The organism is Bradyrhizobium sp. 164 (genome assembly GCF_023073715.1).
Taxonomy (GTDB): Bacteria; Pseudomonadota; Alphaproteobacteria; order Rhizobiales; family Xanthobacteraceae; genus Bradyrhizobium.
This window is the reverse complement of the sequence record NZ_JADPKA010000066.1, coordinates 25,012-38,762: the sequence shown is the minus strand read 5'-3', so window position 1 is coordinate 38,762 and position 13,751 is coordinate 25,012. Positions and strand designations below refer to the sequence as shown.

Annotated in this window: 10 protein-coding genes and 1 pseudogene; 9 read left to right on the top strand and 2 right to left on the bottom strand. The window is 61.5% G+C overall.

Annotation, left to right across the window (positions count from 1 at the left end; translation table 11 throughout):
- Positions 1 to 53: 53 nt before the first annotated feature.
- The 9 genes and pseudogenes from IVB01_RS20265 (at position 54) to IVB01_RS20225 (ending at position 11,379) form a co-directional block, all read left to right on the top strand.
- Positions 54 to 1,374: pseudogene (locus IVB01_RS20265) on the top strand (ArgE/DapE family deacylase).
- A complete protein-coding gene (locus IVB01_RS20260) occupies positions 1,371 to 2,609 on the top strand; it encodes an allantoate amidohydrolase (RefSeq protein ID WP_346659343.1) in 1,239 nt (412 codons plus the stop codon). Before IVB01_RS20265 ends, IVB01_RS20260 begins: the two are co-directional and overlap by 4 nt.
- Positions 2,610 to 2,674: 65 nt before the next feature.
- Positions 2,675 to 4,321 (top strand): ABC transporter substrate-binding protein, encoded by a 1,647-nt coding sequence (locus IVB01_RS20255; RefSeq protein WP_247494809.1) that lies wholly within the window; start codon positions 2,675 to 2,677, stop codon positions 4,319 to 4,321.
- Positions 4,318 to 5,310, top strand: coding sequence for an ABC transporter permease (locus tag IVB01_RS20250; RefSeq protein WP_247494808.1), 993 nt, complete (start codon positions 4,318 to 4,320; stop codon positions 5,308 to 5,310). The genes IVB01_RS20255 and IVB01_RS20250 overlap by 4 nt, the downstream gene beginning before the upstream one ends.
- Entirely contained in the window at positions 5,307 to 6,137 is an 831-nt protein-coding gene (locus IVB01_RS20245; protein WP_247494807.1) for an ABC transporter permease, read from the top strand. The genes IVB01_RS20250 and IVB01_RS20245 overlap by 4 nt, the downstream gene beginning before the upstream one ends.
- Positions 6,134 to 7,738: an ABC transporter ATP-binding protein gene (locus tag IVB01_RS20240; RefSeq protein ID WP_247494806.1), complete on the top strand. Its 1,605-nt coding sequence runs from the start codon at positions 6,134 to 6,136 to the stop codon at positions 7,736 to 7,738. The genes IVB01_RS20245 and IVB01_RS20240 overlap by 4 nt, the downstream gene beginning before the upstream one ends.
- 111 nt (positions 7,739 to 7,849) lie before the next feature.
- Positions 7,850 to 9,241, top strand: coding sequence for an aspartate aminotransferase family protein (locus tag IVB01_RS20235; protein WP_247494805.1), 1,392 nt, complete (start codon positions 7,850 to 7,852; stop codon positions 9,239 to 9,241).
- Between the two features lie 81 nt (positions 9,242 to 9,322).
- Positions 9,323 to 10,915 carry a gamma-glutamyltransferase family protein gene (locus IVB01_RS20230; protein WP_247494804.1) on the top strand — a complete coding sequence of 531 codons (1,593 nt, stop codon included), beginning with the start codon at positions 9,323 to 9,325 and terminating at the stop codon, positions 10,913 to 10,915.
- Positions 10,916 to 11,109: 194 nt separating this feature from the next.
- Positions 11,110 to 11,379 (top strand): hypothetical protein, encoded by a 270-nt coding sequence (locus IVB01_RS20225; RefSeq protein ID WP_247494803.1) that lies wholly within the window; start codon positions 11,110 to 11,112, stop codon positions 11,377 to 11,379.
- A 21-nt stretch (positions 11,380 to 11,400) separates the two neighbouring features.
- Here IVB01_RS20225 and istB read toward each other — a convergent pair whose 3' ends face one another.
- A complete protein-coding gene (gene istB / locus IVB01_RS20220; RefSeq protein WP_247494802.1) occupies positions 11,401 to 12,261 on the bottom strand; it encodes an IS21-like element helper ATPase IstB in 861 nt (286 codons plus the stop codon).
- Entirely contained in the window at positions 12,261 to 13,571 is a 1,311-nt protein-coding gene (istA, locus tag IVB01_RS20215) for an IS21 family transposase (RefSeq protein ID WP_247494801.1), read from the bottom strand. Before istA ends, istB begins: the two co-directional genes overlap by 1 nt.
- Positions 13,572 to 13,751: the final 180 nt, after the last annotated feature.

The following is a 13,751-nucleotide window of genomic DNA, read 5'->3' as shown; positions in this document are numbered from 1 at the left end:
CTTGACTAAATTTGGTCATTTGACCAGATTATGGAAAAGGAACTGGAGGAAAGATGGCGCTTGCCGATCAGCAAAGGGGATTGATTGCCGCCGCCGCCGATCGCAGCTTCGACGAACAGGTCGAGCGAACGAAGGCGTTCGCCGCCATTCCGAGCACAAGGGGCGCGGAGTGGCCTTGCCCAGGATTTCGTGGCGGGCGAGCTCCGGGCCAGAGGCTACGTCGTCGATGATTGGCAGATCGATTTGGCTGAGCTGCAGGGACTACCGGACCTCGGCGTGATTTCCCACGATTTTTCACGGGCGCGGACGGTGGTCGGGACACTTCAGCCGCACGTGGAGACCGGCCGATCCATCATTCTCCAGGGCCATTGCGACGTCGTTCCGGCAGGACCTGCCCAGATGTGGAGGTCGCCCGCATTCCAGCCCGAGATCAGGGATGGGTGGCTTTATGGCCGGGGAGCCGCGGACATGAAGGGCGGCACGCTGGCAGCCCTGTACGCGGTCGAGGCGATCCGAAAGGCGGGATTTCGCCTGAAGGGGCGGATTCACTTTCAATCTGTGATCGAGGAGGAGAGCACCGGGGTCGGTGCCTTGTCGGCCCTCCAGCGTGGCTACCGCGCTGACTGCGCGCTCCTTCCAGAGCCCACTGGCCAACGCTTTGGCGATGTTTGTCTGGGCGTGATCTGGTTTCGTTTGCGGGTGTCAGGCGAGCCGACGCACGTTTCGCATGCAGGAGAGGGCTTCAATGCCATCAAGGCCGCCATGGAAATGGTGCGGGCTCTCGAGGGACTTGAAAAAACATGGAACGACCGGGCGGCCGGCCATCCCATCTACGGAGAAGTCGACCATCCCCTGAACTTCAACCCCGGCATTATACACGGGGGCGATTGGGCATCGAGTGTACCAGCCTGGTGCGATGTCGATTGCCGCATCGGCCTCTTGCCTGACTGGAGCGTGGAGGCCTGCCAGAGGGAGATTGTCTCCTGCGTCAACGCTGCGGCGTCGAAGATGCCATTCCTTGCGAACAATCCTCCCGAGATCGTGGGGTCCGGCTATCTCTCGCACGGCTACATCATGCGCAATGAGCCCGCTGTTCGGCAGGTCTTGGAAGAGGCGCACCGCGCAGTGACGAGGCGGCCTCTCGAGCGGCGACTTGCGACGTCGCTGAACGACGCGCGTTTTTACGATCGTCACTTCGGAATCCCGGCTTTTTGCTACGGCCCCGTGGGGGAGCGGATTCATGGATTCAACGAGCGCCTGAATCTCGAGTCGCTCCGCGAGACGACCAAGACGATCGCCTGCTTTGTGGCTGATTGGTGCGGCGTCGAACCGGCGCAGCAGAATCTGGCAAGCAGGAAGCAGAGCATCTCATGATGGTTAGGATAGACGGCGAGCGGTTATGGTCCGACCTGATGACGATGGCCGCCATCGGAGCGACGGCCAATGGCGGTTCGTACCGGACTGCGTTGTCCGACGCCGATCGCGACGGCCGCAACCTCTTCGTCCACTGGGCGAAGGAGGCCGGGCTGGCCGTCAGTGTGGACAAGATCGGCAACATTTTCGCGCGCAGGGAAGGGCAGGATCCGAAGCTGCCACCTGTCATGCTGGGCAGCCATCTCGACACCCAGGCTCCCGGAGGCAGGTTCGACGGCGTGCTTGGCGTGCTGGCCGGACTCGAGGCCGTGCGCACCCTCGATCGTGCCGCTATCAGGACGCGGCGCGCGATCGAGGTCGTGAACTGGACCAATGAGGAAGGGGCGCGGTTTCCGCCCGGCGTCGTCGGCTCCAATCTCTTTGCGGGGCGCACAACGCTGGAAACATTGCTGCAAACCAGGGATCGCGCCGGCATTCTGATGGGCGACGAACTGAAACGTATCGGTTATGCGGGCGAGGTCGAGGTCGGGCAGCGACTGGTCGACAGCTATATCGAAGTGCATATCGAACAGGGTCCCGTGCTGGAAGCCTCGAATGTCACGATCGGCGCGGTAACCCACACGTCATGCCAAGGCGGCGGCATCATCGAAATCCTCGGCGAGAACGGTCACTCGCAGACGACCAGAATGTCTAAACGGCGCAACGCTCTGGTCGGTGCCGCAAGGATCGTTGAAGCAATCGAACAGATCGGGATGGCGCAGGAGCCGCACGGTATGGCGAGCGCGACCGTAATCGACATCCTACCGAACAACCGGATCAACATTCCACACAAAGCGGTGTTGCAATTTTTGGCCGTTCACGCCGAGCCGGAGGGACGCGACCGTATCCTCGACATGATCGAGCAGGCGGTCACCAAGGTGGGCAAGGAAGCCCAACTGGCTGTATCATTCTCGCGCAACCCGCAGCGCCACAAGTTCGATTTTCCAATAGAGCTCGTGGAGCTGGCAGAGCGCATTTCCGGCGATCTTGGCTATTCGTCCATGCGGTTACCAACGTGGACTGCGCACGATGCGCTGAACATGCACGTCGTGTGCCCGACTTCGCTGATCTTCGTGCCCTGTCGGGACGGCATATCGCACAGCGAGTTCGAATGGTGCGAGCCGGAACATGCGAAGGCGGGCGCCGACGTTTTAGCCAACATGGCACTCGCGCGCGCACAGCGTCCGAGCGATTGATGCGGTCGTTCGTCGTTGGCCACGGTTGGCCGATATCCGATCATAGAGGGTGAGGAGGCAGTGACGTGAGTGATTTTGATCCCATGCGAGACTCGACCCACGTACGTTCCTACCGAAGCCCGTCGCGGCGTGCGTTGTTGAAGGCAGGGGTTGCCGCCGCCGCGACCGCGCCTTTTCTAATGCGCATCGACGAGGCGATCGCTCAGGGGATCACACCGAAGCGGGGTGGCACCCTGACGAGCCTTCTGACGCCCGAGCCTCCGGTCCTCATGATCGGCGTCAATGCCCAGGGGCCTACTCTGACCGCCGTCAGCAAGATCTTCCAGCCGCTTTTCACCTATACGCCGACACTCGATTTCGAACCGGTGCTGGCGAAGAGCTGGACGATCTCGGACGACAAGAAGGTCTATACCTTCCACCTCCAAGAGAACGTCAAGTTCCACGACGGTCAGCCCATGACGGCCGACGACGTCATCTTCTCGGCGATGAAATTCTGGATGACGCTCTCGCTGCGGGCGCGGATCATTTTCGCCCGGATCGAGAAGGCGGAGGCACCGGATCCGCACACCGTAGTCTTCACCCTGAAGGAGCCGTTCGCGCCATTTCTGTATGGTTTTGGCGGGACGGGCTTCATGATCGTCCCCAAGCATCTCTATGACGTTGCCGACCTGCGCAACAATCCGAACAATGCCAAGCCGGTTGGTACTGGACCGTTCAAGTTCGTCGAGTGGCAGCGGGGCAGCTTCATCAGGCTGCGCCGGAACGAAGAATATTGGAAGCCGAACCAGCCGTACCTCGACGAGATCGTCTACCGCATTGTCCCCGACAGCCAGAGCCGCGCTCTCGCTTTGCAGTCAGGCCAGGTCCAGCTGGCCGGCGGCAACGACATTGAGCCTTTCGATCTGCCGCGATTCCAGGCACAACCGAATTTGTCCGTCACGCTGAAGGGATGGGAGTACTACGGCCCGCTGGCGTGGATCGACATCAACAAGCGTGTCAAGCCGCTGGATGACGCCCGCGTCCGGCGCGCCATGAGTATGGCGCTCGATCGCAACTTCATCCTGCAGAAGCTCTGGTTCGGCAGCGGCAAGGTCGCCACGGGTCCGCTGTGCGAGACGACCAAATTTTACGATGCTTCGGTCAAGCTGCCTCCGTTCGATCTGGCTGCCGCCAACAAGCTGCTGGATGAGGCCGGCCATAAGCCCGACGCTTCCGGCGTCCGGTTCACGATCCGCCATTTGCCACTTCCCTACGGCGAAGTGTGGACGCGACTGTCTGAATATTTCCGCGCCTCGATGCAGAAGATCGGCATCAACGTGACGATGGAAACGACAGACGCGGGAAGCCACTCGGCCCGGATGGCAAAATGGGACTATGAGACGTCGATCAATTACATCTACCAGGTCGGTGATGCCAACATCGGCATGGAGCAGTATTTCACCTCGGAGAACATCAAGAACGTCGCGTTCAACAACGTCGGTGGTTACAGCAACCCGCGGGTTGACGAACTCCTCGCCAAGTCACGGTATGCCATCGATCCCGTCGAACGCCAGAAACTACTGTCGGAATTTCAGCGCATCGCGGTCGACGACATGCCTTACATCTATCTGCTACAGATGAGTTTCCCGACCTATTACGCGAAGAGGCTCAACAATACGGTCACGACGGCGATGGGCATTGCCGATGACTTCGACGACGTCTTCCTCGCATGAGTTCGAATCGTCTTCAGGCAATGCCCCGCCTGATCGGATGGCGGGTGCTGAAGATGGCGGCGATGGTCCTGGCCATCGTCGTCGTCAACTTCCTGCTCATTCATGCCGCACCAGGCGATCCGGCGAGCGCGATCGCCGGCCAGTCGGGACAGGCCGATGCCGAATTCATGCGGCAATTGCGCGAGCAATTCGGCCTCGACAAGCCGTTGCCCTTGCAGCTCTGGATCTACATCGAACGCGTTCTCACGTTGGACCTCGGGGTCTCGCATCGTCTCCAGCGGCCGATTCTCACCGTGATCTTCGAACGGCTGCCGGCGACGTTACTGCTGACCGGGACTGCGTTCCTGATCGCGCTGGCCAGCGGCGTCGCACTCGGGGTCCGGGCCGCCCGTAAGCCAGGCGGCATAGCCGATACGCTCATCATGGGCGGCTCGCTGTTCTTCTATGCAACCCCGCTCTTTCTGGTCGGTATCGTGCTGGTACTCGTCTTCGGCGTCTGGCTCAATTGGCTCCCTACGTTCGGAATGGAGACGGTCGATATGCCCCTCCAGGGCATTGCGCGCGCCACAGACATCGCCCGGCACGCCGTTCTCCCCGTGATTACGCTCGCCGTATTCTATTCGGCTGTTTACGTGCGCCTGACGCGTGCCTCTATGGTGGAGGTGTCGAGCTATCCTTTCATTAAGACTGCGCGCGCCAAAGGCGCCTCCGAGACTCGGATCAGGTGGGTTCATATGCTCCGGAACGCGCTGCTGCCCGTGATCACGCTGGCTGGAATCCAGGCCGGCCATCTGGTCGGTGGGTCCATCCTTGTCGAGACAGTGTTCGCCTGGCCTGGGATCGGCAGCCTTGCGTTCGAGGCCCTGCTCGCGCGCGACTATGACCTCCTTCTCGGCATCTTTCTCTGCACATCGGTCGTTGTCTTGACCTTCAATCTCCTGACCGACCTCGTCTACCTTGCCTTCGACCCGCGAGTTCAGGCGCTATGAGATCCTTTATCAGGCGCTATCCTCGAATGGTCATCGGGGCCTCGATCATTCTGGCGGTGATCTGCCTGGCCATCGCTGCACCTATTCTGTTCCCGTTCTCTCCATGGGAGATGCGGGGAGCACCTTTCGAGCCGCCTGGCAGCCCTGGTTTCATTCTGGGCTCCGATGCGCTCGGCCGGGACATCGCCGCCGGGCTGGCACACGGGACCTGGGTGTCGCTGCTGATTGGCGGTGTCTCAACTCTGGCCTCGCTCGGGATCGGGATCAGCCTCGGGGCGCTTGCGGGTTATGTCGGCGGACGTGTGGACGATGCAGTCATGCGGTTCGCCGAGTTTTTCCAAACGATCCCGAGTTTCCTGCTCGCGATTCTTCTCGTTGCGATATTCCGGCCGAGCATCTTCTCCATCATAACGGCGATTGCCCTGGTATCCTGGCCGCCTGTCGCTCGGGTTGTGCGGGCCGAATTCCTCTCGTTGCGAAAGAGAGAGTTCGTCCAGGCGGCGGAAGTCCTCGGCGTTTCCCATTTCCGCATTGTCTGGCAAACGCTCCTCCCCAACGCTCTACCGCCCGTGATCGTCCTGGGCAGCCTCATGGTCGCCAATGCGGTTCTTACCGAGTCCGCGCTGTCCTTTCTTGGGCTCGGCGATGCGAACTGGATGTCCTGGGGATTTCTGGTCGGGTCGGGACGTAGCGTGATCCGGATCGGCTGGTGGATCAGCGTCCTTCCCGGTGTGGCTATCGTCATAACGGTGCTCGGTCTTAATCTCCTCGGTGAAGGTCTTCAGACATGGCTGAATCCGCGCCTGTCGAAGCGGGATCTGCCATGACCTGTAAGCTCTTGGCTGTCGAACAACTGTCGATCGGCCTTCCGGCGTATGCCGACCGTGCGCAAGCTGTGTCCAAGGTCAGCTTTTCGCTGGGAGAGGGTGAGATTCTTTGCGTTGTCGGCGAAAGTGGCTCCGGCAAGTCGATGATCGCCAATTCGATCATGGGGCTGCTTTCGAAGGAGCTGCCGGTCCTAGGTGGACGGATCGAGCTGCAGGGGATCGACCTTCTGAACCAAACCCCGGCGCAACTACGAATCTTGCGCGGCTCCCGGATGGGAATGGTGTTCCAGGAGCCTATGGCGGCGCTCAATCCCTTGATGCGGATTGGTGATCAGATCGCGGAGGTGTTCCAAGTCCATGGCATAGCGTGCAGCCAGGAGCGGGTGGCCGATCTGCTCCGGGCGGTCAATCTGCCCGACCCGGAAGTGCTGGTGCGCGTGTATCCTCATATGCTGTCTGGCGGCCAACGGCAGCGCGTTGTGATTGCAATGGCGATCGCGCTCGAGCCCTCGCTGCTGATTGCGGACGAGCCGACAACCGCCCTCGACGTCACCACGCAGGCTCAGATTCTGAAGCTCATTCGCGATATCCAGCGGAGGCGGAATACCGGAGTGCTGTTCATCACGCACGACTTCGGCGTGGTGCGGGAAATCGCCGACCGCGTGATTGTCATGAAGGACGGTGAGCTGGTGGAGCACGGCAGCGCCGACGACGTCCTCGAGCGGCCATTGCACGACTACACGAAGAAATTGCTCGCCGCCGTCCCACGACCGAACATGGATGCGCCGCGACCGCGGGCCGACAGAGCTATCCTCCAAGCGTCCGGCCTGCGCAAGACTTATTGGCGCGGCAGCAAGGAGGTGGCTGCGCTCAACGATATCAGCCTCGATCTGCGGAAGGGCGAGACCATCGGGCTCGTCGGCGAGAGCGGCTCGGGCAAGTCGACACTCGCGAGGACCATTGTTAACTTGGTCACTCCGGATAGCGGCGAGATCAGATTCGAGGGTACTGACCTCCGGTCCTTATCCCGCAAGCAGTGGAAGCCATTCCGCAAGCGCATCCAGTTCCTGTTCCAGGACCCATTCGAGTCGCTCGATCCACGGCGCACGGTCGGTGACATCATCTCAGATGGCCCGATCGCGCACGGAACGAGTGCAGCAGAAGCGAGGGCCATCGCTCGGGAAAAGCTGCAGCTCGTCGGGCTCGATCCGTCGGCAGTCGTCCGCTGGCCCCATGAGTTCAGTGGAGGGCAGCGTCAGCGGATCGGTATCGCCCGGGCCCTCGCCATGAACGCAGAGCTGCTGATCGCTGATGAGCCGGTCTCGGCTCTCGACGTATCGGTGCAAGCGCAAATACTCGATCTGCTCGAGGGTCTTCGCGACAAGCTCGGTCTGTCCATGCTGTTCATCACTCATGACATGAGGGTTGCGGCACAAATCTGCGACCGCATCGCGGTGATGAAGCTCGGAGAGATCGTCGAGGAAGCACCTGCACGGGAGCTGCTGTCCAACCCGCAGCACCCCTACACACGAATGTTGATCGCCTCGGTGCCGGGCCTGGCAGCCGGCAGCGTCGTTGGTTCGGCCATGGAGACATCATGAAGATCATATCGTCTCCCATACATTGATACCACTTTCACGGAAGCGAGCAGTTCGGCACCATCGGCAACGGAATCGTCGCCGGGCAGCCCGATCATCGAGGAGAGCCGAGGAATGACCATTCGTCCGAATTCGATCGAAGCGCGCGACGTCGCTCGCATGTTGCACCCTTATACCAACGCCGTCGTCCACGAGAGGACGGGACCCATGATGATCGAAAGCGGCGATGGCATCTACGTCGTCGACAACGAAGGAAATCGGTACATAGAAGGGCTCGGCGGACTGTTCTGCGCCTCGCTCGGCTTCAGTGAGCAGCGCCTTGTCGAGGCGGCGTACCGACAGATGCAGAAGCTTCCATTCTATCACAGCTTTGGCGGCAAGTCGCACGACACTGCCGTTGAACTTGCTGAGCGACTGGTTGATCTCGCCCCCGTGCCGATGAGCAAGGTGTTCTTCGCCAGCTCCGGATCGGAAGCCAATGACACGGCGATCAAGATGGCCTGGTACTATCACAACGCGATCGGAAAGCCTGGCAAGAAGAAGATCATCTCGCGGATGCGCGCTTATCACGGCGTGACCATTGCCTCGGCAAGCCTCACGGGCCTCCTCAACAACCACCGCGATTTCGACCTGCCGATCAAGGGCATTTTGCATACCGAATGCCCGCTCCACTACCGCTATGCAGAACCTGGAGAGAGCCCGGAAGACTTCGCGACGCGGTGCGCCGATGCACTTGATCAGCTCATCCAGAAAGAAGGACCCGATACGATCGCGGCATTCTTCGCCGAGCCCTTGATGGCTTCCGGCGGCTGCATCGTTCCGCCGCCGACCTATTACGAGAAGATCCAGGCGGTTCTGCGCAAGTACGAGATATTGCTGATTGCCGACGAGGTCATCTGCGGCTTTGCCCGTACCGGCAACATGTTCGGGTCCGAGACCTTCGCTATGAAGCCCGATATCATCACCATGGCGAAGCAGCTTTCGGCTGCATACCAGCCGATCGCGGCTGTGATGATCAATGAGAAGGTCTATGCGGCGATCCGCGAAGCAAGCGGCAGGATCGGCACTTTTGGTCACGGCTTCACCTATGGCGGCCATCCCGTCGCGACCGCGGTCGCCCTTGAGACTCTCAAAATCTATGAGGAGCGGGACATCGTGAACTATGTCCGCTCGATCATGGGCGATTTCCAGGCGGGTCTGCATTCCTTTGCGGACCATCCTCTGGTCGGGAACGCGCGGGGCATCGGTCTGATCGGGGCGCTGGAGCTCGTCAGCAACAAGCAGACGAAAGAGGTGTTCGATCCGTCCTGGGGTATCGCTGCCCAAGTGGGAGAGCGCGCCCTCAAGCATGGCCTGATCACGCGGGCGCTCGGCGATACCGTCAACTTCTGCCCTCCGATGATCATTACCAAGTCGGAGATCGCGGACATGTATTCCCGCGCCCGGCTTGCTCTCGACGAGACGTACGCCTGGCTGCAGGCGGGCCGTCCTGCCGCCGCGGCCTGACTTTCAAAAGCGATCGCTGGGGCCCCGAGCAGCTCCAGCCTCGCCGACCTTTGCCGCTTTCACCATACAAGGATCTCAACGATGCGAAATTTCGAAGTTCCCGGACGGTCCTTGGCCTATGCGAAGGACGGGATGGCAGCGACGTCCCATCCGGTCTCGACGTTGACGGCGCTCGAGATCATGAAGGCGGGCGGCAACGCCATGGACGCCGCGATCGCAGCCTGCGCGGTGCAATGCGTCGTTGAGGCCGGATCGACGGGTATCGGCGGCGACTGTTTCGCGCTGTTCTCTCTCCCAGGAAGTGCAAAGCCAATGTCTTATAACGGCTCCGGAAGAACGCCGGCGGCGGCCGAAGCAGCGTGGTATGTCCGGCATGGTATCCGGAGCATCGACCGGCAGACACCGCACGCGGTGACGGTTCCTGGTGCGGTAGAGGCGTGGGCGACGCTCGCAAAAAACCATGGCCGCCTTCCGTTCGGCGAGATCCTCGCCCCTGCCGTGGAGATAGCTCGCCGTGGTTACGTTCTCACGCCGCGCGTCGCGTTCGATCTCGCTAACCAGACCAACTTGCTTGGCGCGGACATCGGTTGTCGAGAGACATTTCTGATATCTGGCGATGCGCCGAAAGCCGGCTCCGTCCAGAGCCAGGAGAGGCTTGCTGACACGCTTGAGCTGATCGGCCGCGAAGGAGCGCGGGCTTTCTACGACGGCGACGTCGGCGCCGCGCTCGCCGGCTTCTTGGCGGACAAGGGCGGTCTCCACACAAGCGCCGACTTCGCATCGGCGAAGGGGGAGTACACCGATCCGATCTCCATCGATTATCGCGGCCGCACAGTCTACGAATGCGGCCCGAACGGGCAGGGCATCATCGCTCTCATGATCATGAAGATCCTCTCCCGGTTCGACCGATCCGGCTCGCCGCGAGATGTCGATAACCTCTATATCGAGGTGGAGGCGACGCGCCTGGCGTATGCGGCGCGCGACCGGTTGCTGGCGGATCCCGCGATGGCAACCGTGCCTGTGGATTATTTGCTGTCCGACGATCTCGCGTCATCCCTGGCCGCAAAGATCGACTTGGGCAAGGCGATCGAAGAAATGCCGCCGTTCTCGGGCACCGAGCACAGCGATACGGTCTATATCTGCACTGTCGACAAGGACCGAAACGCCGTCAGCTTCATCAACTCTCTTTTCCATCCATACGGGGCCGGCTTGATGGAGCCGACGACCGGCGTTCTGTTCCACAATCGCGCGCAGAGCTTTGTGATCGATCCGGGACATCCCAACTGTATTGGGCCCCGCAAACGTCCGCTGCACACGATCATTCCCGGCATGGTGTATGAAGGTGGCCGACCTTCGATGGTATTCGGCGTGATGGGCGGGCATTACCAGGCGATGGGTCATGCCCACTTCCTGGCCAGGCTGTACGAGTACGGACTCGATCTGCAGTCCGCGATGGACGAACCGCGGCTGTTTCCATTGCCCGGTGGAATTATTGTCGAGGCGGAGGAAGTTCTTCGCGGTTCGATTGTCGAGGCGTTCGGCGAGCGGGGTCTCAGAGTGCAGCCGCCGCGCTGGCCGATAGGCGGGGCCCAGGCCATTGGGATTGACTGGCAACAAGGCGTGCTGGTCGGCGGCTCCGACCATCGGAAGGATGGCTGCGCGCTGGGTTATTAGAGGAGACTGCTAATATCGATCGCCTAAGGACCAGCGATTCGGTTGGGCTCGCCATCCCCAGATCGTCTTGGATGGGCGGTCGATGAAAACAGAATTGCTGCTCGAGACCCGCGTGCTGACCTGCGCGTCACCGGCCTACCTTGCGTCTCCTAGCAAACCGACGCATCCGCGGGACCTGGCGAGGGAGCATCAATGTGTTCTCATCCGCGATTTCCGCGACCGGTCGTCCCGTTGAGTGGGAATTTCAGCGCGGCGAAGAGGTTATCCCGTTTGCGGCATCCGGACGGCTCCTGGCCTATGACACCGGCTCGCTCATTGGGAGTTGCCTCGGCGGCATCGGTGTTGCGCAATTGCTGGAGCTATACGCCAAGGCCATCCTGGCGGAAGGGAAGCTCGTGCATCTGCTCCCGGACTGGTCGGACGAGTGTCAAACGCCATCCGGAACTGCCCCCTTTGCGTCATGAAGAACTGCCCCCACCATCGCGCTATGATCTCGGTTGAAGGTTGTTTCCGCCGGTGGCGGGCCGGAGGGAGGCGGAGCCGACCGGAGGGCCGTCACCGGCGGTCAGCGTCTTGATGAGGCCGCTCTTGCGCTTGGCGCGGAGCCGATGGCTGTCGCCTCGGATCGTCAGCACGTGGCTGTGGTGCAGGAGCCGGTCGAGGATCGCGGTGGCGACCACGGGATCGGCGAACACTGTGCCCCATTCGGCAACGCTGCGGTTCGACGTGATCAGCATGGCGCCGGTTTCGTAGCGCCGGCTGACCAGTTGGAAGAACAGATGCGCCGCGTCAGGTTCAAGCGGCAAGTAGCCGAGTTCGTCGACGATGAGCAGCTTTGGCTTCGACAGCGCGAGCAGTTTCTCGTCCAGGCGTCGCTCGCCGTGCGCCTTGGCAAGGCCTGCGACCAGCGTCGTCGCAGTGGTGAACTGCACGGTGTATCCGGCCAGGATCGCCTCTCGCCCGAGAGCGATCGACAAGTGCGTCTTACCTACGCCTGGCGGGCCGAGCAGCAGCACGTTCTCTCCGTTGGCTATCCAACGTGATGCGGCCAGGTCGCGGATTTGCTTTGGGTCGATCGATGGCTGCGCTTCGAAGTCGAAGCCCGCAAGCTCCTTCACGGCCGGGAAGTGTGCGAGCTTCAGCGCCATCTCGATGCGGCGATGATCCTTGCGCGCGATCTCGCGCTCGCACAGCAGGATCAGCGTCTCACGCGCCGACAGGTTCGCGCGCGCCGCCTCGTCGAGCAGGCTGTCGAGCTGGTCGCGAATGCCGGAGAGCTGCAATCGCGCCAGCATGGCGTCTAGCGGATCGGTTGTTGCTTCAATTACATTCTTTGCCCGTGCCATCAGAAGCTTCCTCCGATCACGGCTTCGTATTCGGCAAGAGGACGCAACAACGAGGGCGGTGGAGACGATCCCGGTACCGTCGCCGCAGCAATCTCCGGCCGGCGGACCGCGCCGTTGCGACCAGCAACACCATCGAGATGGGCAAAGTCGATGATCCACAGCCGGCGACCCTCCGATAGCTTGTGCACTGCTACCTGGTGCAATCCATGGCGGATCCGCACTTCGCCGGCCGCGATCGTTACCGCCACGCGCTCGCCAATCAGGCGCCACGGTACCGAGTAGCTGTTCGTGTCGATCTCGACGGCGCAATCATTGCCGACGACGCGGGTCAGTTCACGCAAGGATCCGAACGAAGGCTGCCCGCCGAGCGGCTTCAACCGATGTATCTCGTCGCGCGCGAAGCGGATGATCGGCGCCTCTCCGGTCGTGCCATGGATACGAACGTTTGCAACCTCACGCTCCCACCTGTCGAGATGCGCCTCGAATGCTTCCCAGCTTGGGAAGGAATGACCGGCGATTGCGTTCTTCTTCACGTAGCCGACGCCGTTCTCGGTCTTGCCTTTCGTGCGCGCCCGATATGGTGCGCAGGCGCGAGGACGGAAGCCCCAATATTTTGCGAAGGCGATCAGCTTGTCATTGAACTGAACCGATTGGCTCACCGCGTCGTGGCGCACCACAAGCGCCCGTGGATTGTCCATCAGCACTTCCTCGGGCACACCGCCGAGGGTCGTGAATGTGCTCTCGAGCCCCGCAAACCAATGCTCCTGTCTCTCGGCCCGGAACGCACGCACATGAAGCCGTCGCGAGTGGCCGAGCGTTGCCACGAACTCGAATGCCTTGACTTTCGCTCCTCCGATCTCGACCAGGCGCTCCCCAAAGTCGATCTGCAGCTGTCGGCCCGGCGGCGTCTCAAACCGCGTCGTCGCCAGAGCCTCCGCCTTCAGCGCCTGGCGATAGGGCTGCACGGCGCGTTGCAGCGTCCGCCGGCTGACTGTTACGCCTTTCTCGGCCAACAGGTCCTGGCGCACCACGTCGGCATTGCCGCGATGCCGAATGAGCCTCTCGCGCAGCCAACCCTCAAGGCCGTCGAGACGCTTCGGCCGCTCAGGCGACTTGAACGCCTTCACCCCGCCCGCCACCACGTAGCCCTTCACCGTGTGATGGCTGCAGCCCAGCTGTCGCGCAATCCGCTTCAGACCCCACCCGCACGCCCTCAGGCGCAACATCTCCGCCACGTCATCCGGCGTCTTCATCACCTGCCCCCGTGGATCAATCCACGACGAGCCTTCAGTGATTCGTTCCTGCTTCATTCACTCTCTCCCCAGCTATCCGAGGAGGGGGCAATTCCTCGTGACGCTGAGGGGGCAGTTTTCCATGGCGCGCGACAGACGAGACTTTTCCCTGTACGCCTACCACCGCCCATCCAATCTTGTGTCCGCGAAGGTGAGGGTGTTTCTCGAGTTCGTTCGGAAGCTTGTGTCATGAAAGCA